The 25,797-nt window shown below is 58.5% G+C and carries 14 protein-coding genes and 2 tRNA genes; 4 read left to right on the forward strand and 12 right to left on the reverse strand.

Going from position 1 to position 25,797, the window contains the following annotated elements:
• Positions 1 to 70: 70 nt before the first annotated feature.
• Positions 71 to 1,444, forward strand: a complete 1,374-nt coding sequence (locus AEQU_RS11445) for an immunoglobulin-like domain-containing protein (RefSeq protein WP_084280762.1) — start codon at positions 71 to 73, stop codon at positions 1,442 to 1,444.
• Between the two features lie 99 nt (positions 1,445 to 1,543).
• Here the strand turns inward: AEQU_RS11445 and AEQU_RS11450 are convergent, their stop codons facing one another.
• Together AEQU_RS11450 and AEQU_RS11455 are read right to left on the reverse strand one after the other, a co-directional pair.
• On the reverse strand, positions 1,544 to 2,485 hold the full coding sequence (locus AEQU_RS11450) for a serine O-acetyltransferase (protein ID WP_022741770.1): 942 nt from the start codon (positions 2,483 to 2,485) through the stop codon (positions 1,544 to 1,546).
• Between the two features lie 381 nt (positions 2,486 to 2,866).
• Entirely contained in the window at positions 2,867 to 4,828 is a 1,962-nt protein-coding gene (locus AEQU_RS11455) for an MDR family MFS transporter (protein ID WP_022741771.1), read from the reverse strand.
• A gap of 188 nt (positions 4,829 to 5,016) precedes the next feature.
• Here AEQU_RS11455 and AEQU_RS11460 point away from each other — a divergent pair, with 188 nt between their 5' ends.
• Entirely contained in the window at positions 5,017 to 6,333 is a 1,317-nt protein-coding gene (locus AEQU_RS11460) for a hemolysin family protein (RefSeq protein ID WP_022741772.1), read from the forward strand.
• Between the two features lie 5 nt (positions 6,334 to 6,338).
• Here the strand turns inward: AEQU_RS11460 and AEQU_RS11465 are convergent, their stop codons facing one another.
• The 7 genes from AEQU_RS11465 to AEQU_RS11495 all read right to left on the reverse strand — a co-directional run bounded on the left by AEQU_RS11465 (position 6,339) and on the right by AEQU_RS11495 (position 13,049).
• Positions 6,339 to 7,136 carry an amidohydrolase family protein gene (locus AEQU_RS11465; RefSeq protein WP_022741773.1) on the reverse strand — a complete coding sequence of 266 codons (798 nt, stop codon included), beginning with the start codon at positions 7,134 to 7,136 and terminating at the stop codon, positions 6,339 to 6,341.
• 360 nt (positions 7,137 to 7,496) lie between these two features.
• Positions 7,497 to 7,589, reverse strand: a tRNA-Ser gene (locus AEQU_RS11470).
• Between the two features lie 69 nt (positions 7,590 to 7,658).
• Positions 7,659 to 7,750, reverse strand: a tRNA-Ser gene (locus AEQU_RS11475).
• 214 nt (positions 7,751 to 7,964) lie between these two features.
• Positions 7,965 to 9,320 (reverse strand): peptidylprolyl isomerase, encoded by a 1,356-nt coding sequence (locus AEQU_RS11480; RefSeq protein WP_022741774.1) that lies wholly within the window; start codon positions 9,318 to 9,320, stop codon positions 7,965 to 7,967.
• 452 nt (positions 9,321 to 9,772) lie between these two features.
• Entirely contained in the window at positions 9,773 to 11,587 is a 1,815-nt protein-coding gene (gene typA, locus AEQU_RS11485) for a translational GTPase TypA (protein WP_022741775.1), read from the reverse strand.
• Between the two features lie 148 nt (positions 11,588 to 11,735).
• Positions 11,736 to 12,359: a J domain-containing protein gene (locus AEQU_RS11490; protein WP_022741776.1), complete on the reverse strand. Its 624-nt coding sequence runs from the start codon at positions 12,357 to 12,359 to the stop codon at positions 11,736 to 11,738.
• Positions 12,360 to 12,368: 9 nt separating this feature from the next.
• Entirely contained in the window at positions 12,369 to 13,049 is a 681-nt protein-coding gene (locus AEQU_RS11495; RefSeq protein ID WP_158318418.1) for a CPBP family glutamic-type intramembrane protease, read from the reverse strand.
• A gap of 72 nt (positions 13,050 to 13,121) precedes the next feature.
• Here AEQU_RS11495 and AEQU_RS11500 point away from each other — a divergent pair, with 72 nt between their 5' ends.
• Entirely contained in the window at positions 13,122 to 13,829 is a 708-nt protein-coding gene (locus AEQU_RS11500) for a TraX family protein (RefSeq protein ID WP_022741778.1), read from the forward strand.
• 60 nt (positions 13,830 to 13,889) lie between these two features.
• On the opposite strand, the gene AEQU_RS12070 is transcribed toward AEQU_RS11500, so the two are convergent.
• Both AEQU_RS12070 and AEQU_RS11510 read right to left on the reverse strand, forming a co-directional pair.
• Positions 13,890 to 15,512: a hypothetical protein gene (locus AEQU_RS12070; RefSeq protein WP_051353452.1), complete on the reverse strand. Its 1,623-nt coding sequence runs from the start codon at positions 15,510 to 15,512 to the stop codon at positions 13,890 to 13,892.
• A 138-nt stretch (positions 15,513 to 15,650) separates the two neighbouring features.
• A complete protein-coding gene (locus AEQU_RS11510; RefSeq protein ID WP_022741780.1) occupies positions 15,651 to 18,986 on the reverse strand; it encodes a leucine-rich repeat protein in 3,336 nt (1,111 codons plus the stop codon).
• A gap of 480 nt (positions 18,987 to 19,466) precedes the next feature.
• On the opposite strand from AEQU_RS11510, the gene AEQU_RS11515 reads away from it, so the two are divergent.
• A complete protein-coding gene (locus AEQU_RS11515) occupies positions 19,467 to 20,408 on the forward strand; it encodes an IS256 family transposase (RefSeq protein WP_022741781.1) in 942 nt (313 codons plus the stop codon).
• Positions 20,409 to 20,635: 227 nt separating this feature from the next.
• On the opposite strand, the gene AEQU_RS12405 is transcribed toward AEQU_RS11515, so the two are convergent.
• Positions 20,636 to 25,786: a SpaA isopeptide-forming pilin-related protein gene (locus AEQU_RS12405; protein ID WP_022741782.1), complete on the reverse strand. Its 5,151-nt coding sequence runs from the start codon at positions 25,784 to 25,786 to the stop codon at positions 20,636 to 20,638.
• Positions 25,787 to 25,797: the final 11 nt, after the last annotated feature.

Raw genomic sequence — 25,797 nt, forward strand, 5'->3', positions numbered from 1 at the left:
ACGAAAACGAGGGGTCACCGGGGCTGTGTTAAGATTGAGACTCACGTTGAAGGAAACGGAGTTCTCCCCCATGGAACAGCATCCGCATCGACGGCCGACGCCGCGCACAGACCAGTCGCAATCGGACCGTCCGCGCGCCGCCCGGGCGCAGGGCGAGCAATCGCGCCCGACCCGCCCGCGCCCGACCCAACCAGCTTCGCGCACGACGCAGCCACGGCCAGGCAGACCCCATGCGGCCCAGCCCTACGACGGCCAACAACGCCGAGCCGCTTCCGCGAGCCGGCTCTACCAGATGCAGCAGGCGCGCCAAGCGCGACGCCGACGCATCATTGCGGGGGCGCTTTGCGTCGTCCTCGTCGCGGTCGGGGTGTTCTTCGCCGCCAACGCGCTCGGCGGCGCAGGCGCCACGAACGACGCGACCAACCCCGACGCTTCCACCAGCTTCGACGCAGCCAACCCCGAGGCGCCCAACAACGGCGAGGAAGCCGCCGCGCCGCCTGTGGCCGACTCTATCGTCATGACCCTGAGCGGTGGCAAGGACACCTACGTACTCGTCGGCGAAAACTTCCTCGACGGCGGCTGCCACGCCTACGATGCCGCCGAGGGCAACCTCCCTGTCACTGCCACCGGCGACGTGGACACCGCCACACCCGGCGACTACACCGTCACCTACACGGCGGCGCTCGCCTCGGGCGCCCAGGCCACGACCACCCGCACGGTGCACGTCGTGGAGAACTTCGACGACTTCGCGGGCAACGCCGAGACCCTCCCCGTGCTCATGTACCACTACGTGTACACCGAGGACGACCCGCCGGAGAAGAACGACGCGAACTACCTGCTCGACACCAAGCTGGCCGCCCAGCTGCAGTACCTAGTGGACAACAACTACTACTACCCCTCCTACGCCGAGGTGCGCGCCTTTGCCCAAGGCACCCACACGCTGCCGGCGCGCAGCGTCGTGCTCACCTTCGACGACGGCCAGAAGGGCTTTCTCAACTACGGCATTCCTCTGCTGGAGCAGTACGAGGTACCGGCTACCTCGTTCATCATCTGCTCGCAGGACTCCACGCCCGAGAAGCTGCGCGACTACGCGAGCCCCTACGTGTCGTTTCAGTCCCATTCCTACAATATGCACCGGGACGGCTCGGATGTGGGCCGCGGCGGCATCATCCACGCCATGGCCACGGCAGAAATCGTGGACGACCTGAAGCAGGCCCAGGCCATTCTGGGAACCACCGAGGCCTTCGCCTACCCCTACGGCGACAACAACGAGAACGCCTGGGCGGCCATGGAAGAAGCTGGTGTACTGTGCGCCTTCACCATCGAGAACCGCCGCGTTGAGGTGGGCGACCCTGTGGAGGCCCTCCCTCGCGTGCGCATCGCCGGCGAGTACACCCAAGAAGGCTTCGAGTACCTCGTAGAACCCAACGGCGGCGAGCAGTAGAGGCAATCTCCAAAGAGGCTTCTGGGCGACGCCCGCCGTTCCCACAAGCGCTCTGCCAAGGTCGCCAGTTTGGTATCTTCCGCCGCTGATTGCTGTCGCTTAATCCCTCTCGCCGGGCTGGCGGACGCGGATCTCCTGCTCCTTCACGGAGACGCGAGAATGGGGCGGCACCGAGAAGGTCACGAAGGTGGAGCCGGCAATGACCGAGCCCTCGCCGATGACCGTCTCGCCGCCGAGCACGCTGGCGTTGGAGTAGATGGTGACGTTGTCCTCAATAGTGGGATGGCGCTTCACGCCAGCCAGACGCTGACCACCGCGGGTGGAAAGCGCGCCCAGCGTGACGCCCTGGTACAGCTTCACATGGTCACCGATGGTAGTGGTCTCGCCGATGACGACGCCAGTGCCGTGATCGATGAAGAAGTACTCGCCGATATGAGCGCCGGCGCCGATGTCGATGCCCGTGGAAGAATGGGCAATTTCGGTCATCACGCGCGGGATGATAGGCACGCCCAAGTCGTAGAGCACGTGCGCAATGCGGTACACGTAAATGGCGTACAAGCCCGGGTACGTGAAGATGACCTCCTCCTTCGACCCCGCCGCCGGATCGCCGTCATAGAGCGCCTGCACATCCGTGAGCAACGTGCGCTGAATTTCGGGCAGGGCGTCGAAGAACTTCGTGCAGATATCGGCCGTTTGCTCGCAAATGGAGTCGCTCGTGCAACCGCCGCACAAGTGGTTGCCGCTGCCGACGAGGTCGTCACGATCATCGGAGGTGTAGGTGAGCGCCAAAATGAGCTGCTCGCGCAACACCGATTCAATGTCGATGAGCGTCTGGCCGATAAAGTAGCTGGGGCTTGTAGAGGGCGAGAGCATCTCCGGCCCGAAATAACCGGGGAACAGCACGCGGCGCAGCTCGGTGATGAGCCCCTTGATAGCGGTGCGGCTGGGGAAGCGGCGCCCGGGCTTCGTGAAGAATATCTCATCGGCCTCGTAGTTCTTCTCGATGGCCGCGACGATGCGCTCTAGGTTGTCTCCGAACATGGGCCTTCCTTTCCGTGCGAAAGCGCCGACACAACCGCTCTCCGCAGAGCGGCTGGCAAGGTCGTCGCCAGAGTGGGTTCGCGCCTCAAGGAACGCGGACGCCTCTAGTGTTTTCGATAGGATAGCAGATCGGAGACGCTTGACCGTCCGCAGCCCGCACCGTCACGCAAAACAGTTACTATCGGGGTAAAGATACTGGATGCCATCACTAGCGCACCGCCGCTTGCCCGCACCGCCGCAAGCAAGCACGCAATCGCACCCCGCGCACCTGGCATCTTCCCATACGCACGGAAGCCGACCATGCGGCTTCCCAAACGCAAGCAGCCCCGTTGCCCTCGCTCGCCGGGGCTGCTTGAATGTTCGGGGCAAATGGCGCTTTAGCTACCTCTCCTCGCAGGCCTCTTCCACGCACTCGTGCTGGCCGGACGGCCCCTCGCCGCAGTAGACGGCGCGCTCCGGATGATCGGCCAGATAGGCGGCCATGGAGTACTGCGTGATGTCGCTGCGATTGATGATGCCCACGATGTGGCCGCTCTCCAGCACCGGCACCTTCTTCAGGTGATTCTCGGCCAGCACGCGGCACACGTCGGTCAGGTTCGCGTGCACGCTCACGCAGATGGGGCTGGCGGCGCCGATTTCGCTGGCGCGCATTTGCATGACCTTCGCCAGCTTCTCGTCGTAGCCCTCGTCGTCGTTCACCGTGCTGTTGATGAGCACGATGGGGTCGGTGAACGACTCGCGGCGCGGGCTTAGGCGCTTCAGAATATCGCCGTCGGAGATGAAGCCCACCGGTTCACCGGATTCATCCACAATAGGAGCGGCGGAGATGTTCTTGTCGACGAACAGGCGCATGGCCTCTTCCACGGTGGCGTCCTTGGAAAGCGAGAACACGTCGGTCTTCATGATGGACATGAGCAGCGACTTGCGGGTGCCGCCCTCGTCCACGGCCTCTTCCTCGCCGGGCTTGTCCTTCACCAGCACAATGGTCATCACCAGGCCGATGAGACACAACAGCGTGCACACGAGGAAGGCGGCGTTGATGCCGAACATGGTGCCTTGGGCCGCGCCGAATTCCGGCGTCGCGAAATTCTGCACCTGGGTGGACACCGCGATGATGATAGCGGTGCCGAGCGAACCCGCCACCTGGCGCAACGTGTTGTTCACCGAGGTTCCGTGGTTCATGACCTTGTTATCCAGGGCGTTCATGCCCCAGGTGGTGATGGGCATGTTCACGAGCGACATCGAGAACATGCGCACCGTGTACACGATGGTGATGTAAATGATGCTGGACGTGAGGTTCAGGATAGCGAAAGCGAAGGTGGTGAGCGTCAGCAGGCTCATGCCCACAATGGCCATACGGCGCGGGCCGTGGCGATCGAACCATTTGCCGGCGAGCGGGTTCATGATGCCCATAAGGATGGCGCCGGGCATGAGCACGAGGCCCGACACCGTGGCCGACAGCCCGTGAAGCGACTGCACGTAAATGGGCATGAGGATACCGGCGGCCAGCAGCGCGCCCTGCACGAGCATGCCGATGATAGTGCCCACGAGGAAGCGGCGGTTCTTCAGCACATCGACGCGCAGCATCGGGTGCGGCAGGCGCGTCTGACGGATGAAGAACCACACGACGCCGACGATGCCGAGAGCACAGGTGAGCAGCGGCACCGGCGTGAACCCGGCAGAGCCCAGCGCCGAGAAGCCGTAAAGCATGAGCCCGAAGCCCAAGGTGGAAAGCGCCAGCGACAGCGGATCGAGCACCGAGTCGCCCTTGTTCGCCGGCGCCTTGTCATCGACAAGGAACAGCGACGGGATGATAATGACGATGGCCAAGGCGAAGATGAGGTAGAACAGGATGTGCCAGTCGGCTTGGTCGATGACGAAGCCCGCCACCGTGGGGCCGATGGCCGGCGCGAAGGCGATGACCAGGCCGAAGATGCCCATGGCCGAACCGCGGCGATCAACCGGAAACACCAGCATGAGCACCGTCATGGTCACCGGCATGAGGATGCCGGCGCCGGCAGCTTGCACGAGACGGCCGCCCAGAAGCACCGGAAAGTTGAGGCCCACGGCCGCCAGCAGCGTGCCCACGGCAAACAGGCTCATTGAGAACACGAACAGCTTCCGCGTGGAGAACCGATCCTGCAGAAACGCCGTAATGGGGATCATGATGGCGTTCACCAGCGTGAACCCGGTGGTCAGCCACTGGGCCGTCGATTGGTCGACGCTCATCTCCACCATGATGGACGGCAGCGCCGGCGTCACCAGCGTCTGATTCAGCACCGTCACAAAGGCGCCCGACACGAGCACCGCCAGCATCATCCATTGTTTGCGCGTTAGCTTCATACACAACACCTCATTCGCTTTATGCCCCGCTCTCGCTTGTTTTTTTCTTAGTATGAGCGTCGCCGCTGCCTTCTGCGGTATCAGTTCGGCGACTGTTTGGGAAAATCATCTATGGATTCGCTCATGTTATCTCCCGCACCTCTATAATGCGGAACAGAGTTTTCGCCCTGAAAGGATGATTGATCGGTATGCAAACCGCTATATGTCTGTTGCTCGTGGTGTTCTTCCTGCTGATGAACGCGTTCTTCGTCATCGCGGAATTCGCGCTGGTGCGCGTGCGCAAGAGCCAAATCGACATGGCCGTCGCCGAGAAGCGCCGCGGCGCCGAGGCCGCCCGTGACGTGACCACGCACATCAACGCTTACCTGTCGGCCTGCCAGCTCGGCATCACGCTGGCCTCCCTGGCCATCGGCTGGTTGGGCGAGCCGGCCGTGTCCGCCGTTCTGGAGGCACCGCTACTGTCCTGGGGCTTCCCCGAGGCGACGGTATACCCCATCTGCGTGGCCGTAGGCTTCTTCATCGTGACTACCCTGCACGTGGTGGTCGGCGAGCTCATCCCGAAATCCTTCGCCATCTTCGCCACCGAGAAGTACGCCCTGCACACCGCCGGCCCCCTGCGCGTGTTCTACCGCATCACCTACCCGATCATGGTCATCTTCAACGGCATCACCAACGGGGTCATGCGCCTGTTCGGCCATGACCCGGCCGATGAGCACGAGGTGTACACCGGCGAGGAGATCAAGCTGCTTATTGACGAGTCCACGGAAAGCGGCCTCATCGATCCGGAGCAGAACGAGTTCGTCGACAACATTTTCGACTTGGGCGACAAGGACGCTGAGGGCATCATGACCCCGCGCACCGACGTCATCTGCCTCGATCTGGAAGACACCTTGGAAGAGAACTGGGACGTCGTGCGCCAGTACAAGTACACGCGCTACCCGGTGTGCGACGGCTCGAAGGACCGCATCGTCGGCTTCGTGCACACGAAGGATCTCGTAGACGAGCCCAAGGACGCCCCCATGAGCGATTGGAAGATTCGCGAGCTGCCGCCGGTGCCCGAGGGCGCGCCCATCGCGAAGCTTTTGCAGGCCATGCAGGAGGGTCGCACCGAGATGTGCGTTGTCGTAGATGAGCACGGCGGCACGGCGGGCATCGTCACCATGAGCGACATCATGGAGCAGATCGTTGGCCGCATCGACGACGAGTACGTGCACGACACCGACGACGACATCGAGGAGCTGCCCGACGGCACCTACCAGATCAATGGCACGCTCGCCATTGACGATTTGGTGGAGCTGCTCGGCTTCGAGCCCGAGGCAGCCAACGATGTGGAAACCGCCGGCGGCCTTCTGCTGTCGCTGTTCGACCGCATTCCCAAGGAGGGCGACGTGGCGGTGCTGGAAGATCGCGGCACCAAGGTGACATTCACCGTGCTCGCCATGGATCGCTTGCGCATCGACCGCATCCTCGTCGTGATCGACAAGCCTGCCGCGGAAGAAGAGTAGAGGTTCTACCGCGGCATCTCTCCCGCGATGAAGCGTTGGGCGTTGTTCCAAGTGATAGCCTCGAACTCGTCTTCAGTGAAGGGCATGGCGGAGATCATGTTGTACTCGTTCACGGGACTCCACATGGGGAAGTCGCTGCCGAACATCACGCGCTCGATGCCGTAGGCGCGGGCGAGCTCCACGGTGCGGCGGGGGCCCAGAAACTCGAGGGCGCTGGATGTGTCCACGTAGCAGTTCTCGTCTTCCAAGTACTCGAGGGCGTAATCGAACACCGACCAGCCGCCGAAGTGGGCCGCATCAACCACCAGATTAGGGAACGTGTGCAGAATACGCTTCAGGCGGCGTGGGTGCGAGAAGTCGTAACGATAGTCGCCGGTGTGGATGACGATGGGCAGGCGGCCCTCGATGACCTCGTACAGGTGCATCAAGCGTGGGTCGTCCATGTTCACCTTCTGCGTGTCCGGGTGAATCTTCACGCCCTTCAACCCCAAGCCGATAGCGCGATCGATTTCCCCTTCCATGTCTTCGAAATCTTGGTGCATGGTAGCGAAGCCGATAAAGTTCTCGTGCTCGCGGCACTGCTCGGCGATGAAGTCGTTGATGATGGGCACCTGGCCCGGCGTTGTGGCCACGGAATGCACCAGATGATGGGTGATGGGTGAGCCCTCGCAGGCCGCGAGCATTGAGGCGACGGAAGCGTTCTTGGCGTTCATGTCCACGCCGTAGAAATCGCCCACCGCCGAGGAGGCCTTGCAGGCGATCTTGTCGGGATAAATGTGGGAATGGGCATCAATAACGGGCATAGTGGATCCTTCGGTATTCAGCAGTAGTTTCCCTTATTGTAAGGAAGGATACGCTGCGAAAAAATGACCAACTTGCCCAGTTTATCGCCAAAATCAGTCAGCGACGACTGCAACCACGCGATGCTAAACCGGCCAAAAACAACTTTTTTGATTTCAATGCAAAGAAAAGTGCGATTATGCGAGTCCTGAAGCGCTAAAAACCTTCTCGGTGCAGAAAAAAGTGCGATCGTGCGAGTTTTTCATCGTAGAAAACTCGCACGATCGCACTTTTCTTTACATCAACGCCAGAAAACTCGGTTCGAATCCCGCGTCGTTGCAATTTCTTGCCTTAATGCGAGTTCACTAATGTCGCAACTAAACTGGCGGAGGAGGAGGGATTCGAACCCTCGTCACCGGGAGCACCGGTGAAACGGTTTTCGAGACCGCCGCATTCAACCACTCTGCCACCCCTCCGCAGGGGCGATGCGCCCGCAAAGGGGCGCCATATCAAAGCGAGCCTGGAAGAGGCTCGCGGGATTAGTCTGGCGGAGAGATGGGGATTCGAACCCCAGATACCCTTTTGGGGCATACACGATTTCCAATCGTGCTCCTTCGGCCAGCTCGGACATCTCTCCGCATAGCGTCTGCCCCGCCCTAAGACGAAGCGTCTAAGAAGTATAGCGCAGCACCGCCGCTGTCTCAAGAAGTTTTTTTGCCCAACAGAGAAGAATCGGATTGATGATCGACAAGAGCAAATCCGGTTACACAGCGGAGCGCCCACGCATCAGCGCGGGCGCTCTCGTCTCTTCTCTCGCAAGGTATCCCTCGCGACGTTGTTTCTCGAGTGTGCTACTGGGCGGGAGTCTCCGCAGGCTGGGTGCCCTCGGCCACGCCTTCGGTAGGCTGCTCGGCGTCGTCGCCAGCAGGCGCTGCGCCCTCGGCGTCGGCAGCAGCCTCATCGGCAGCGGCCGCGGCAGCATCTTCGGCACCTTCAGCGCCCTCATCGACGCCCTCAGCCACGGGCTCCTCGCCCTCGGCGCTTGCGTCGGCCTGCTCGCCGGCGCCCTCGCCTTCGACAGCGCCCTCGTCAAGAACGATGGGGTTGCCATCAGCGTCAACCGCCGTCACGCCCGTGCTGTTCTCGGAGCTTTCCTCCTTGGGATAGTTCGCCATATCGACCCAGTAGGGCAGCCCCTCGGGCATGTCGTTGATCTGAATGTCGGCGGCGTTGCGTTGCTCCTCCAGCCACGAGTAGTACGCGTTGGACTGGTTGGAAGACTGCAGCATGGCGCGGATGGAATCCTGGAACTCGGTCGGCAGCTGATCGAGGCTCGTCAGCTCCTCGGGGGCCTCGAACACATCGGTGCACTGAATGATGTGAATGCCATAGGTGCTGGTCACCAGCCCGCTCACGTCGCCCTTGTTCAGGTCGGCGAGCGCCGTGGTGTACTCGGTCACCAAGTTCGAAAGACGATCCCAACCCACATTGCCGCCCTCGGCAGCGGAAGCGGTGTCCTTGGAATAGGACTCGGCCGCCGTCGCGAAATCAAGCTCGCCCGCATTAATCTTGTCGAGCACTTCCTGGGCCTGAGCCTCATCGGAGGCCTCGAACAAGATGTGGGAAGACTTCTTCGCGCCGTCGTAAGAGCTCACGTAGGTCTTGGCGCTCTCAAGCACTTCCTCGTCGGTCGGCTCAGCAGCGCCCTCGCCCACCTTCTGCTGCAGCTGCTGAGACACCAGCGACAGCGAGATATTGTCACGGTACTCGTCCTCGGTCATGCCCACGGCCTCCAGCGCCTCTGCCCAAGCGGTATCGGAGTCATAGTGGCCACGCATGGTTTCCACGTACTGATCGACCTGGGCGGAATCCGCCGTGATTCCCTCGGAATCGGCGCCCTGCTTCACGAGCTCCTGATCGACATAAGAGTTCACGATCTCCTCGCGCACCGACTCGGGCGTGTAGTCGTTCTCGGCAAGCCACTTGCCCCATGCGTCCTCGTCGGTAAGGCTCATCTGGGCGCGAATGTCCTGGATAGCCTGGGTAACCTTGTCCTCGGGAATCTCCACCCCGTTGACCGTAGCTGCAACACCACCCGTATAAGTGGGCGTGTCGCTGGTCTGCTCGGAACAACCGACGATACCCAGGGCGCACACGGCCGCAAGACTCACCGAGGCAAGCGATTTCGCGAAAGACAGCTTCTTCATTAAATACCTTCCTCATAGGCGACGGAAACTGCCAGGCTTCAATTCACGAGTGCGTCTTGAGACAGTTCCCGATGATCTCAAAGCGCATTTTCCCACGCATGACGGCACGGTAACAACCGTCGCACAATTTGCCCACTTTTGATTCACGGTACGTCAATGAGCGCGAGGAAGAAATCCCACTTCAAAGCTTATGAATTGGGTCATGTTCGAGAATATGACCCACACAATTTCGCAACCTGTTTCCCGCAGGGGCGGCGCGCGGTCAACGCCGCGAATTTCGTAGGAGCTGACCTTGGTCAGCCCTCTCGGCCATGGGGGCCATAGGAAGTCGGGAGGGGCGACCAAGGTCGCCCCCTACGGAGAGATCCATCCATGGGAGCCCCCGCTGCAGAAAGGGGCGACCGAAGTCGCCCCCTGCGGGTGGTTATGTGGCCCAGCTATTGAGCGCGGGACTAGTTCTTCTTCGCCTTCTTGCGGTCGGTGGCGGAAAGCAGGCGCTTGCGCAGGCGCACGGACTGCGGAGTGACCTCCACCAGCTCGTCGTCCTCGATGTATTCCAGAGCCTCTTCCAAGGTGAAGGTGATGGGCGGCGTCAGCTGAATGGCCTTGTCGGCCGAACTGGAACGCTGGTTGCCCAGGTTCTTCGTCTTCTCGACGTTCACCACCATGTCGCCTTCCTTGGCGGACTCGCCCACGATCATGCCCTCGTAACAGTCGTCGCCCGGCGCCACGAACAAACGCCCGCGCTCCTGCAACGTGTCCAGTGCGTAGGCCACGGCCTTGCCGGTGGACATAGCGATCATGCCGCCGTTCTTGCGCCCGGCCATCTCGCCAGTGTAGGGGCCGTACTCCTTGAAGTGGTGGAACAGCATGGCCTCGCCGTGGGTGGCGTTCAGGATGCGCGTCTTCAGGCCCATGGTGCCGCGCGAGGGGATGGAGAAGGAGAGGTGCGTCATGGTCTCGTCGGAGGCCATGTGCTCCATGATGCCGCCGGCGGTGCCCATGACCTCGATGGCCTTGCCCGCGTACTCGTTGGGCACGTCCACCGTGGCCTCCTCGATGGGCTCGAGCTTCGTGCCGTCCTCAGCGGTCTTGTACACCACGCGGGGGCGGCCCACCTGGAACTCGAAGCCCTCGCGGCGCATGGTCTCCATGAGCACGGACAGGTGCAGCACGCCGCGGCCGGCCACCTCGATGCCGGATTTGTCCTCCAGCTCGTTGATGCGCATGGAGATGTTGCTCTCCTTCTCGCGCATGAGGCGTTCCTTCAGCTGGCGGCCACCGACGATCTCGCCCTCGCGACCCACCAAGGGGCTCGTGGACGCCTCGAAGACGACGGCCATGGTGGGCTCCTCCACGGCGATGGGGGCCATCTCGGTGACGGGGCTTTCCGGGTCGGTGATGATGTCGCCGATGTCGGCATCCTCGATGCCGATGACGGCCACGATATCGCCGGCATCAGCCGCGGTGACCTCGGCCTTGCCCAGGTTCTCGAAGGTGTACACCTTGCGAATCTGCGCGCGGCGCTCGGCCCCGTCGGGCTTCACGACGAGCACCTGCTCCTTCTCGTGCAACGTGCCGGAGGACAGACGGCCCACGCCGATACGGCCCTCGTAGCTGGAGTGGTCCACGGTGCAGATCTGCAGGGCCACCGGGCCGTCGATGTCCACATCGGGGGCGGGAATCTCGTCCAGAATGGTGTCGAGCAGCGGCACCATGTCCATGTTGCCGTCGTCGGGATCGAGGCGCGCGTAGCCGTTCACAGCCGAGGCGTACACCACGGGGAAGTCGAGCTGCTCGTCGCTGGCGCCCAGTTCCACCATGAGGTCGAAGACCTTGTCCACGGCACCCTCGGGATCGGCGTTGGGGCGGTCGATCTTGTTCACGACCACCACAATGCGCAGGCCGCGCTCGAGCGCATGGGAAAGCACGAAGCGGGTCTGGGGCTTGGGGCCCTCGTAGGCGTCCACGATGAGCAGGGCGCCGTCGGCCATGTTGAGCACGCGTTCCACCTCGCCACCGAAGTCGGCATGGCCCGGCGTGTCGATGACGTTGATCTTCACGCCCTTGTAGGTGATGGAGATGTTCTTGGAAAGGATGGTGATGCCGCGCTCGCGCTCCTGATCGTTGGAGTCGAGGACGCGCTCTTCCACCTGCTGGTTCTCGCGGAAAACGTGGGAGGCCCACAGAAGACGGTCTACGAGGGTGGTCTTGCCGTGGTCGACGTGGGCGATGATAGCGACGTTGCGGATGTTCTCTTGCTTCATGAATCTTCTTTCGGTTCGTTTTTGGGCGCAGAAATTATAGCGCTTTGCGGGGATGATGGCGGCGTGCGACCGCAGACGGCACCGGGACGACAAACGGGCGCGGCAGAAGGGGTACGATGCGCACGGCCGGACGAGGCGGCGGGAGCAACTACTCCTCGAGGAGCGCCTCGTACTCCTTGCGTTCCTCGGTGAGCTTCGCCAAGTGCTCGTTCAACGTATTGAGATTGCGCTGGGCACCGAGAAACTGGATGATGCCCCACACGGTGGCGGTGCCGGCGACGGCGGCGATCATGCCGAGGATGCCGAAAGGCCGCCGGATGGTGAGCAGCGTGGCCACCGCGCCAATGGCCGCCATGGCCAGGCCGTTGCGGCGCTCATCGGAGACGGTATCGCGCTGGGCCACCAGCTGGGCGCGGGCGGCGGCGATGCCAGCGAGGCGCGCCTTGATCTCGGCCTCGGTGAGGTATTCCACTTCCACGCCATCTTCGACCTCGGTCCAGGCACGCGCGGCGCCGGATGAGGAGGATACGCCGGACGAGCTGCCGGAGCGCGCGCCGCGGCCGCCACGACCGCCGCTGGCGCCCGAAGACAGCAGGTCGTAAGCCTCCTGCAGGCGTTTGAACTGCTCAGTGGCGCGGCTTTGCAGCTTCTCGTTGCCCGCGAACTTGTCCGGGTGCAGAATCTGCACCGTTTCGCGGTAGGCAATTTTGATGTCATCGGCCGTGGCGTTGTCTTCCAGGCCGAGTATATGCAGGGCTTCAGTTCTATTCATGGGCAAAGCCTAACATGATTTTACGGCCCATGCCAGCAGAACCGTTGTGATCACCAAAGGTACGAGATCGGCCGCGTTGCCCGTGAGATAGGTAGAAGGCAGCACGCCGCCTGTCAGCAGAAGAGGGCCCCAGAACAGCAGATCGAAAAGACCGTGAGCGATTACGGGTGCCACCAGGGAAAGCGCCCACTGCGGGAGAGGACGCGAGCCGTAGGGGCTACGAACGACGAGCAGCGCCATGACAGCCCCGAACAACGTCGATTGGGCCACTTTGAGAATGGCCTGCGCGACAACGACCACCGTATCGGCCCCCGAAGCTATCAGCGAGCCATCGGGAATCAGATGCATCAATCCGAAAACGAGAGAGCTTGCCACAACGGCAAAACGGGTCGAGACGGGGACGATGCGATGGTCGGCCGCGCGATCGACGCTCGCTGCACACTTCAGATGCCGCTTGTTGCAACGGATCGCCCAAGACAGGCACGCCCACAGCAGCACACCGCGGAAGAGCACCTCTTCCACCAACGCCGCCTCCCAGGCCTCGGCAAGCAATGCGCCACAGCGCGCCAGCTGCACTGCTTGCGAACCCCCGTCGGCCCACCACTGACCGAGGCCGCCCACGACGCCGGCGAGCAGCACCAAGACGAGCACAGGCCCAAAGCCACACGGTATGATTTTGGTATTTCCCATGCGCATCATTATAATAGGTGCGCCTCTTTGACTGCGCCGGCACCTTTCAGCCGGCCTCGCGAAAGGATCCCCATGAAGCCTATGCCCTCCGTTACCGCCTTTGCGTTGAAGGTGGCAGCCATCGTGGGCATGACGTGCAACCATATTGCCAACGTGTTCGGCAGCGAGCTGCCAGGGGGCGCCATGGTCGCTTTGTATTCCCTGGGCGGCCTCACCTTCCCCATTATGGCGTATCTGCTGTGTGAGGGGTATCGACACACCTCCAGCGTGCGACGTTACGCAGAGCGACTCGCCGTGTTCGCAGTTGTCTCGCAAATTCCCTATTCGCTGCTGTTCGGAGCGACGGGCAACGTGCTTATTACTCTGCTTATCGGGCTCGGAATGCTGTGGCTTGTCGCCCACCAGCGGCAGAACCTTGTCCTATGCGCGCTGGGCCTCCTTGGAGGGCTGGCCGTCAGTTCCTTTTGCGACTGGGGCATTATCGGCCCGCTTATGATTCTGCTTTTCTGGCATTTTCACGATCGGCCGCGCGGGGTAGCGCTCGCGATGCTCGTACCTTTTTTGAGCCTAGGGCTGCCGGCTCTTTCATGGGCAGTCAACGATCCTGCGCCACTAAGCCTAGGCGTACTCGGCTATTACACCGTTGGGTTCGGATTGGCAACAGCGCTCATGCTGAACTACAACGGCCAGCGAGGCCGACCGTTGAAATGGTTCTTCTATGGGTACTACCCTGGGCACCTTCTAGCACTGTGGGCGCTGGCGCAAGCGCTTGCTCTCTAGCTGAAACGCCAAACCCTGAGGGCGCGGCGGTTCTTTAGAAGCTTTCCCTTTAAAACAAGGCTAAAGCGCTTGATGCCCGGCATTTGGAACGGCGACGGCATCAGCCTCGACAGCACTATTGCCCAGCACCTGGCTTTCGAATGTGGCCAGCTGCTGCGCCATCACGAGGCGCCGGCGCACGGCGACAACGCCCCACAAAGCCGTACCGATGGCTCCCATCCCAGCTACCCATGGCGCCGGATCAACCGGGGCGTCGAAGGCGCCCAGAGGAACCGCTTCTGCAACGATGACTTCAGCACCAGGCGCGCGAGACACCATGGGCGTCGCATCGTCTTCGATAAGCACTTCCCCGGCCGCTGCCCCTGCCGTGGCCTCAACAGCCCCGGCGGTTTCGGTCGCTGCGGGCTGCGCTGTTGCTGCTGGCTCGGAAACGGTCGTGCGCTCACCGGCGGCGAACCCGCGAGAAGCCGACGTCGCGGTGCCCGCGGCGGGCTGGGTTGCTTGATGAGATCGGCTGTCGGTCTGAGGCACGATGAAGCTCACCTGGGGATTCGACGGACGCGTCGAGGCGTCCGTATTACCAGGACGCTGGGAGCCATTGTCGGTGTTATCATCGGAAGGAACTGATGGCGTCTCGCCGTTTCCGCCGTTCGGATCGTCTACGCCGCCGGGCAGGTCGTTAGGATCATCAGGGATGGGCTCGGAGTCGTCGGGGATAATACCCGGATTATCGGGGTTTATCGGAGGGTTATCAGGAGGCGTCACCGGATCGGAAGGGCCGACGATCGGATCGTCGGGGACAACGACGGACACTTTCTCGTAGACAAGCGTCAAATGATCCGCCCCATTCGCAACTGCCTCGGTAACATCCGCATCCACCACGTGCTCTTCTGATGCGGCTTCGGCTTTAACGACAAGATTGCCGTTGTTGGCGTCTTTAGTCAACGCTTCGGAGAACTTGTAGCCCGGGACGTCGACGACATAATCGCGCGCGACCATTTCAGAACCTTCGGCAACGAAGAGCTTGCGCGAAGGGACGGTCATCTGGCCATCGGCGCCCTCAGCAGCCGGAAGAGGCCGACCATCCTTATCGACATAATCGATATCGAATTCGACGAGTTGCACTGAAAGCTCACCGTCGAGATGCCACGCCTTCGATCCGCTGGCCTCAGGATAATCCGTCGCGCCGTCGCAGACCTTCAGCTCGTTCCACTGGGCGCCGTAAATGGCCAGCTTTTCGTTGTCGAGAAAGCGCACAAGGGCTTTGAGGGATTTATCGATACCCGCTTTGAGCGCAACAAGCTCGTCCGTGTTTTCCTCGGTGTTGAGAAGAATGGACTGCTTCTCGGAAGCAGAGGCCTCCGTGATGTCAAGCTGAATGACACCGATTGTGAACCATTTTTGGGAGCCGTCGTTGTTGTGGGTAAGCCCAAGCTCCTCGGCTGCCTTGGCGGCGTCGCCGGAGAGCTGGAGGTAGACGTAAACATTTTGCGGAGAAGCCACGTCGTCAGATGGCTGCCCCTCAGCAGAGCTCGCATCAGATTCGAGGGCGTAGGCCTTGGCGGGATTCTCAGTTAAGCCGAAAAAGGATACGACAAGTAGCACTGCCATTGCAGCGCACACGAATCGGCCGAAAAAGCTGGCTCTCCTATTGGCAAACAGCGTGATGTCTTTCACGATCATCACCCGCTTCCTTCCCATTCCAGCACGTAGTTGTAGCTTGCCTCAGTTTACCAAATGTTGAGGCAAGCTTCAGCCCATCGCTGAGGAAAAAGCTAAATATAGCGATGGAACGCCCCGTTTGCTCCCCTTCCGGTGCCGTTACAAAACCTGGTGGCTAGCAGTTGGGACGGACACGACCTCGGTGCTTTCAGAGTGGCCGAGAACATGGTTCTCGTAATCGTCGATGTCCTCCGCCATGGAAAGGCGGCGGCGCACCACGGCAATGCCGTAGATGGCCGTAGCGATTATGCCGAGCAGCATCGCCCAGTGCGCCCAGCAGTGAGGCTCGTCGAAGGCTCCCATGGGGGTCTCATCATCGGCGATGGCAGATGCAGCGACGTCAGCACCATCGGTGGCGTTTCGCGACGTTGCTGCCGGAGCTGCAGCCTGCGGGACGGGGTCGTCCTCGATCACCTCTGTCGTGGAAGGAGCCGGGGCTTCAGCAGGAGTCGCTGCTGCAGCGGGCGCCACCGCAGGGGTCGCCGGTGTCGCGGCAGGCGTCGTAGCAGCCGAAGGTGCGGCGGGCACCGCTGGAGTCACCGCAGGAACCGTGGGCACGACAGGCTCGGTCGGGTTCGACGGCGTCGTCGGCGTGGTGGGGTTCGGCGGCACAACCGGCGTATCGGGCTCACCGGGTGTCGGAGGAGTCACAGGCCCGGCAGCACGATAGTAGCGCAGCACCAACGCCCCGCTGTTGCCTGCGGTCACTGTGAGAGACCCGCTACTGCCGGTCAACTCGTACTCGTTTCCGTTGTAAGCCGGCCGAGGCGCAATGTCAGACGCCTGAACCTGCGTGCCCACCGTAGCGGTCAGCGTTTCCGTCACAGCTCCGTCAAGCTCATTTCCCGTGTAGTACTCATGCACCACCTGATAGCTCCCCATAGGCGCGGGAGTAGGAGCAGCCACACTGCGGGAAAGGACGAGATCAAGGCCGACGTGCGCGCCGTCAGTGTTTCCAAAACGAGCATCTCTTCCATTGTTGATACGGTAGCTAAAGCTTCCAACACGGTCGCGCAGCTCTTCCTTGAGCGCCATTGTGTAAGTAAGCGTATGCTGAGTGAACGGCATGCCATTTAGATGCCAGACAATTTCGCCATTGTCGTATTCCAATTGGGTCTCGTTGGCCGGAAGACCATTAACCCGAAGGTTCCCAATTTCGAACTCTTCATCATTCACGGGGACAGTAACGATGTTGTCTCCGTAAGGGGCCGTGAATGCCTTGTTCATAGCCTCGCCGAAAGTGTCGGTGTTGGTAGATCTGAACAGATTGCCTTCGCCGCATACCGCCGTCATTTTTGCCTCGGCATTTGCTTCTTGAGTTTTGGTCGGAGAATGCAGCACACCATAAATCGGAACGTTGTAATCGTTGCGAATCTTTCCGGCAGCAATCGTACCGTTTTGGTCGCCGGATGTGTTTCTATTTGGGGCACCATCGGACAAAAAGATCACCACCGTGCTCCGGCCAGTATTGTCCTGGACCAGTTTCAGGGCCTTCCCCATTCCTAAACCATAGTCGGTATTCTCGTTAAGGGGCTCGAGCCCTGCAATATATGTTTGCGCAGCATTTACATCACTCATAAACCCTGACGATTTGGACGTAGCATTGTTCGCATGCTCTCCGCCAAAGGTCACGATTGCAACTTTGCAATCGTAGCCATCGTCGGGTTTAAGAAGCTGGCTGGTCATGTCCATCAGCTTGGACTGCATGTCGTAGAAACGAGCGTTGCTGTCTTCGGGATTACCCAACTGAGCCATAGATGCGGAAAGGTCGGCGACGAAGATATAGTCCATCTGCTTCTCGCCCGTATAATAGGCATCCACCTTGACGTCTGCTACACCTGCATCCACGTTATTCCATCGCGCCTGCTCCATGAGCTGAGTGCCGTTGTTGTAAGCACTCCAATTATCACTTCTATGAACATCTCCGACTTCCCACTCGTCTTCACGTTCCAATGTGGCAATGGCCTGTGCATCGTCTAGCTGGAACTTGCCGGCAAGAATGGCTTGGACACGAGCTGCAATGCTTTCGCTGCTGCCGATGAATCCCATCTTAGTTAAATCCGCAACAGTCAAGCCAGTAAGGTTTTCGCATCCGTAGAAGGCAAAGCCGCCAATGCGATCGGACACGTTTTGGAGACTGCTAATAGTCTCCAGATTCGAGCAGTACCAGAAAGCATAGTTGTCAATAACAGCAACGTTGGTTATGTTGGCAGTCTTCAGATTCGTGCAATTTGAGAATGCGTATTGACCAATAGTGTTGACATCGTCAATGCTGACGCTCTTCAGCCCAGTGCAATTCCAGAAGGCATTCTTTCCCACATGATCAATGTCTGTCATTTCAAGAGTTTCCAAAGCGGAGCACTTCGCAAACGCTTGAGCACCAATAGTGCCAACGCCAGTCAAAGAGACCGTCCTCAAAGAAGTACATGATGGAATGTCGCCATAAGATGAGAAGGCGCCATCACCCACAACACCAATATCTTCCAAGGTGACCTGCTCCAAACCCGTGCATCCGGTAAATGCAGATGTCCCAATGGCTATGACTTCTTTTATCGACAGCTCTTTTAGTCCAGAGCAACCATAGAATGCGGTTGCGCCTATCTCTACTCCGTCTGCTTTCAGCTCAGTCAAACCTGAGCAGCCCAAAAAGGCGGAAGTACCAACTTGCCCTACATTCCCAACCAAATTCAGCTCCGCGAGGGACGAGCAATTCATAAATGCTTGGAAGCCAATAGTGCCGACGTTGCTAAAGGTGAGAGTCTCTAAGTTCTTGTGACCGCTGAAAGCTTGGTCAGCAATCATACGCACATCGGTAAATGAAACAGAGCTAAGTGATGTCGTGCCATTGTAGACATTAAAGGCATTTTTTCCGATCGTATCAACCGCATTGATTCTAACTGTCTCTAAGCTCGCCGGATTATAAAAGGCATATTGATCAATTGTTTCAACTCCATCTATGTCAAGCGTTTTCAAAGACGTGCAACTGCGGAAGGAATACCCCACATGCTTGACATCCTTTATAGAAACACTCTCCATTTTAAATTCGGCGAAGGCCTCTTTTTCGATTGATCCAACGTTTTCCACTCTCACATGCTTAGCTACTGTTTTGTATTGTGCCACGTCGGCAGTGACTACTGCATCCATATTCTTCACAGTGAGCGTTTTGGTTTCCTCATCGAAATAGACACTGGGCTCAATTGGATCGCTTTCCTCCTGGACTTCCGCCTGCGAGCTGAAGCTATCAGTGATTATTTCCCCGTCCATAGAGAGAATATCGCTGGACTTAGTATTATCATCTCCCTCAGTTGCTCCGGCGACATCCGTGAACAGTGCAACGTTTAGGAACGAGAGCGACAGCAGCGCTGCCAGCGCTGTCGATACCACTTTGCCCTCTGCGGAATTCCGCGCATCTGCAAATCGCGCGATGGCTCGCATATACCACACCTTCCTACTCATGCGTATCTGCTATCTTCTCTTCACAGCCTTGCAGCTGCGCAGTTGGTTGTACGAAGATAGTTTATTCGAGTATACGATTTGGTGCTTTTTGACAATATGAGTGAAATAGTCAACTTCATATTCAAAAGCACATAGGGAATCAGTTTATGATCAGGTATTATTTCCCTCATGCGCTGGCTCTTCAAGTTGTCAATATCGCCTGAGCATGAATAAGAATTCTATGGTATCGCTATGGTATTGCTACGCTATATCAGCGGTAAACCGCCTAAACTGGTTTTCGTTCACATTCAATGAGCGGGCGACAACTTGGAAAGACGCATCAAGAAAGGGGAGCAACGCGGGGTAACGTACAATCTCTTGCGCACTTTGACAGCAGCATAGTCTAGATACCAAAAGGACACGGCCCCGGCCTTCGGTATGATTCGAGTGTCCAATTCAATCATGCTAGGAGGCAGAACCATGTCCGATCCCATCGTAACATTCGACGAGGATGCCGTGCGCGGCGAGCTCAGGGAGCTCGTAAGAAGAACAGTCGAGGAGGCCATGATCGAGATGCACCTGGCCGGCGTGTCCACCAGGAGGATAGAGGACGTCAGCGAGATTCTGTGGGGATCGTCCGTGTCGGCGGCCACGGTCTCCAACCTCAACGAGAAGGCGTTCGAATCCGTGGAAGAGTGGCGTTGCCGTCCGCTCGCGTGCGACTATCCCTACGTCTTCGTCGACGGCATCTATCTCAAGAGGAGCTGGGGCGGCTCCTTCGAGAGCGTGGCCGTGATGGTGGCCATCGGCGTCAACGACGACGGCTACCGCGAGGTCATAGGAGCCGCCGAGGGGTTCACGGAATCTGCTGAGTGCCGGCGGGAGTTCCTCTCGTGGCTCAAGGGCCGAGGCTTGTCAGGTGTTCGCATGATCACCGGCGACAAGGTCGCCGCCATGACGGGCGCCATCGCCGAGGTGTTCCCGGATGCCGCCTACCAGAGGTGCACCGTGCGCTTCTACCGCAACGTGCTGGCCAAGGTGCCCAAGTCCAGGCGCGCCAAGGCGGCCGCGATGCTCAAGGCCATCCACGCCCAGGAGTCGCTCGGCGCCAGCACGGAGAAGGCAGATGCCGTTGCGGCCTCGCTGGACGGCATGAAGCTGCGCGAGGCCGCCACGTGCGTGCGAGGCGGCGTCGCAGAGACCTTGACCTACACCAGGTTCCCGATGGGGCACTGGAGGCGCATCCGCACCAACAACGCCATCGAGCGCCTGAACCGCGAGATCAGGCGAAGAACGCGGGTGGTCGGCACCTTCCCCGACGGGAAATCGGCCCTCATGCTGGTGACCGCCAGGCTGAAGTACGTGGCCGACAGCGAGTGGGGGTCGAGGAGGTATCTGGACGTATCGCTGCTCGATGAGTGATCATGCCGAAGCGCATGGGGCGCTCACCCAAAGTGCGCAAGAATATTGACAGTACCTATGGTAATGACAGGATAAAGGAAGGCTATTCTATGTCATTTTTGACATAAACCGTTTTCTAAACGGCTGATTACAACCGATCAACGGCGCACGTCGGCACCGGCTATCGCCCCTGATTGCGATAGCCGGTGCCGCTTACCTTCTCTTCAATTGTTCGGCTGCGGATCCCTCTAAATCTCTCGCCGGCGGCGAGCCACGACGACCACTACGAGGGCCGTCAGGGCCACGGCGGCAATGCCGGCCACAGGTATCAAGTCGCCGGTTTGGGGAATGCTCCTCTCGCGCTCGACACGATCGACCACTTCGGCATCCAGCATGGTGTCGTACAACGTGATGGTGGTTCCGCTCAGTTCGGCATTGCCGTTCGATACACCCTTCGTGATGGTCACGGCACCGTAGTCATCGATGATGAACTCCACATCGTCAGCCACCTGATAATTCTCAGGCGCCTTCAGCTCACGTAGAATGTAGGCGGTGCCCACGTTCAGCACCTTCTCCAATTGCTTAGACGCCTTGCCCGATGTCCAGCGCACTACTTCGCGACCCGTATCCTTTTCGATGATGGCAAGCTCGGCGCCTTCCACCCATTCGTGGGTGCGCGTGTCCAGCTTGTTCACATCGAGCTGCGTGGCCTCGTCGTAGACACCGCCATCGCGATCGTAGGTGAGCAGCACGTTGCCGTCGGCGCTGTGGCCTGGCTGCTGGTTGTCGCCAGCGCGACTGTCGGCAGCTTGCGCGTCGGTGGCAGATGCTTGCTCGTCATTTTCGGTAGCCATTGCCGCAATCTCTGCCTGTCCCGCCATGGCACTTGCCGCATCGTCCTTCTTGTCGGCGTACTTCAGCGTATAGCCGTTGGGCGATGTCGCATCTTCCACCAGATAGAAGTAGGGGCTGCGGAACTCGCTGACGGTGTGGCCCGCCGGTGCGGCCACCTCCTTGAAGTAGTAGAGGTTGTTCGTGGTGAGGCTGACGTTCTTGTAGGTGATCCAGCCGCCTTCCTCGGACGTGGCCTCGGCCAGCATCACGTCACCCTGGGCGTTGTCGTTCACGGCGTACAGCGCGTAAGTGGCGCCCACCAGGCCCTCGTCGCGGTCGGTCACGCTGGTTTTGCGCACCTGCAGGTCCATGGCGCGGGTGCGGTTGGTGATGGTGGGATGCCAGTTGGTATCCAGCTTGCTCATGTCTCCGATGTTGGACGGCTGGTCGGCGTAGTCGAGGTACTGCTCGTCGTAGCGGACGTTCTTGCCGGCTTCCTTGTCCCACCAGCCGTAGTACATATCGGTGCACACTAGCTGGCCCGTGGTCTCGTCCTGCTCGATGACGGTGGTGAAGGTGATGATCTGGTCGCTGTACACGACGGACTGGTCCTTCATGCCGCCCTGCGAGGTGTCCTCAATCACACGGTAGTAATAGGTGCCCGGACGGCTGTACACCAGGCAGCTGGGGTTCTCCAGGTCGCCGGAGACATTGTTCGCCTTGTCGAAGTCGACCATGCCGAACTCGTCGTTGGCCGTGGCGGAAATCAGCTGGCCCTCGGTGTCGTCGTAGTTTTGCACCTCGATGAGCTTGAAGGCGAACTCGCCGGACTTGATAGCGCGACCTTCCAGCTTCTTGATGACCTTCGGGTCGACGTAGCACACCTGGTCGACGGGCTCGCCACTGGCCGCGTACACGCTGTAGTTTGCCGCCGCCACCATGTCGTAGGTGTCGGTGTTGTAGAAGACCGGGCGCGCCGTGGACGGGTTCAGCGGAGCGTTGATGTTGTCCGCATAGCCGACCATCGTTTCGGTGGCGACCAGTTTGCCCTTGTCGTTCTCGTCGAGGGTAACGGTCACTTTAACGACATAGGCCGTGGTGTCCTTCGAAGCGGCGTTGCCTGTTTCGGTGACCAGGTAGTAGTGATCACCGCGATCGTCGCGCGGCTGCTCGGTCGCGCCTTCAGTGGCCTCGCCATCAACCTGGTAGGTGATCGGGTCGAAGACGATTTCCTCACGACCGTCTTTAAGGGCATCGGCGGAAACGGACTTGGTTTTTTCCGTGCCATCCTTTTTGGGCGTCTTGCTGAGCGGTTCGTACAGCTTAGGCTCGCCCTGGAGCTCAACCAGAGAGAACTCGCAAGTGCTTGCCGAGCCGACACCGTAGAAGTACTTGTTCGCTTTGAACTGCCAAGATCCGTTCGGCGTGTAGCGGTTGGTAACCGTGATACTTTTGTCGGCGTTCTCTACTTCGACATCATTAACTTTGACGGATTGCACCGTCGGCGTGACCAGGAAAACGGTATGACCGTCCTGTTCCGTCCGCGTACCCGATGCGCTGAGGGTCACCTCGACCTTAGCATCAGGAATGGTTGCCATGAAGCCGTCGCTTGTCTTAGCTTCTCGGAGTGTGAATGTGAAAGTATTGTTGCTCGGATTTTCGAAAACCTGCTTTGCATAGGGATTGCTTTCTTCTGGACGGGTGTTGGCAATGGCGAGAGACAATGCGCCATTTTCTTTGTTTGTCTTGCCAGTCGCGATACGCTTGGCGTCTTCGGAAATTGGGTTACCCTCGTAAAGCTCAAAGTCAAACTGCTTACCATTGAGTTGGAGTTTATCCTCGAGCGTGCTAAGAATTTGTTTCGTCAAATTCAAATCGAATCCAGCGTACTTAATCGCAACGTTTTCGAAGACAACCTCAACCTTATCGGCATCAATCTGGGTCAGCTCTGTTTTTCCTGGCATTGCTTTCCAAATGGTCTTATCAGTGCTAACAGTTCGAGTGTCTTTATTTACCGTAACGTCGATCTTGAGCAGATAGGCAGCACCATCGTAATCGGCGCCTTCCGTGCTGCCCGGTATTTCAGCAATAGCATACCAATGGGTTTCATTGCTCCTTGGCGCATACTTAAACTTAAAGTTGGCTGTGCCGTTCCTTATTTCTTTTGCTGAGGAGTCAAGATTGATGGCAATCTTTTCTTCATCTGTGTCGCCGGCGGATTGGGCAATGCTATTCAGCTTGCCGCTCTCCCGCAGATTCATGCCCTCCGTATCAACGACGTTATCTATCTCGCTGATTTCTTTTTGTTTGAAAATGAATTCTCCCGCTGGAATACCATCGGAAATCTTGATGACCGGAATCGTCACTTCAGCTTGCGGATTCCAAATGTTGGTGACCGTAGAACCGGGTTCCTGGCCATTAGCTTGGATACGTACGCTTTCAATTTTCTTGACTTTATATGTAGTGATCGAAGTCTTATCTCCCGTATTGTCGAATTCCAAGGTTTCGCGCGTGAAGGAGACCTGTATAGTCACTGTAGCATCAGATGTGAGCGGCGACTGGATTCCGTTGCTGGTTGGCGCCTCGGACAGTTTGAGTGTTTTTGTGACTTTTGGGTATTCGTCAGAACTACTCTTCAGCGTGTTCTTTTCACTGTCAGTAAGCTCGATACCGCTGAAGGTAACTTTGCCGGTTGCATCGTTGGTCGCCGTATAAGTTTTCCCTTCATCGTCCGTTAGGGTAAAACTAAACTCCTTGTCTTTGAGTGAAATGTTTTGCTCCGTAAGAGCATTACTGAGTTGCTTCGTGAAATCAAACGTAAACGCATCGAATGCGTATTCGTTAAGCGCACCGAACACGAGAGCGCCATTGCACCCAATACCGCCTCCATGGGTAGTGCTCGTGTTTTTCTCAATGAATACCGTTCGATCGGCTTTGTAGGCGTCCTCTGTGGCGGTGCTCGTTAGACCTAACGATTGGTCGCGGGCATCAATGATTTCCCCCACTTTGAAGTTCACAGACCCACAAGTCATATCATTCGTCGTGATTAGTGTCTTTCCGCTAGGTACACTAGCATAATAGCCTTCCCAAGCAATACCATTAGGATGAGACCCCAAATCTGTACCCGAAATAAAGCTCACGAACGTGCAGTAATAATCCTGCGCCCATGGCGTAAAATTACTTTTAACTTCTGTGTCTGTTATAGCATTTTTGCCGCTCGCATAAACACCGGACTTAACTCTTACTGAGCCATAGGTTTTGTCTACGTCTTCCGGGGTTCCGAATGCCAGAAAATCACCGCAGGCAACTTTCTTTCCTGTTGTCTTTGCGGAATCATTTGTCAAAAACGAGAGATAGGTATTTCTTGCGCCTGGCGAATAACCTCCTTCTGCCTCGTTTTTGAATACTGCAACGCCTTTGCCGATAGTACCTATACCAATTTTGGCATGAGGACACCCTGATATACCGCCGCCAAGGCCTGCTGCTTTGTTCTGGGTAATATGAGAGCTGCCCATCTTTAAAGTAGTGCCCGCGTTAACGAAAAGGCCGCCGCCACCCCAATCGTAATCGGTTTTAGTGTGATTAGTGCTGATAAGACCAGCCCTTATTTCCGATCCGTTGGCGCCGGCAAAGAAAATGCCGCCACCTTCATGGGCACTCCTTTTTGTCTCGTCCTTCTCTGTATCGGTAAAGTTTTCTGTGAGTTCTTCATAGTTGGTCTCGTTGTTATAAACTTTTCCGCCATCCATAACGAATGTGCAGCTCTTGTCGATGAATACGCCACCACCAGTTAGGGCTTTGTTGCCCTCAATTAAGCCTGAATAGAAATTGAAAGTTGATCCAGTACCATTATTATCTCGTTGCGCCAGGACACCGCCGCCACAAAGTGACCATACTTTCTCATCGTTGCCCTGAGTGTTAAGTCTCGTACCAGTACCGTTCGTTATTTTGGGTCCCTGTGTGCCATAGTCAGCATATTTCTTTTCTGAGTCCTGTTTACCGATAGTCAGAGTGCTGCCTTCAACGTTGATGACGGAACCGTTGCCGGTACCCTTGATGGTGCCGGTACCGATGATGGTGAGCGTTGTGCCATTGGAAATCTTGATATCGCCATGTAGGTTGCCATTGACAGTGAGAGTATGTGTCATTCCATCGTTATAGAGTAGCGTTTCGTCAAGAGTTACCGTTGTTCCACGCGCTACTTCATGAGTAGGCGCATTATTCCACAGATCGGTCTTTCCCGGTGCAGCTTTCTGCGGACCCTTTCGTAGGCCAATGACTGCATCGTTAGCCTCAGGCTTGTCTTCGTTTACGGTAGCAGAGTCTTTCTCTATGACGACAGCTTCCTCTTCGGATGTGCCGATGCCTTCTTCACCCTCTTCGCCTTCCGTGGCCTCCTCTTCGGGCACGACGAGTTCTGTGGTGGGATCGGTTCCCTCGTCGGGGATGTCGTCCTTCGAACCGTAAGCGGTGTTGATTTGGGGAACGAGGGCTATGACTAGCAGGATCGATAGGGCGATTCCCAAGAACTTGATGATCGATTTGTTCTCCAGCAGCTTAATCATGGTGTCCTCCT

Source organism: Adlercreutzia equolifaciens DSM 19450 (genome assembly GCF_000478885.1).
Lineage (GTDB): Bacteria > Actinomycetota > Coriobacteriia > Coriobacteriales > Eggerthellaceae > Adlercreutzia > Adlercreutzia equolifaciens.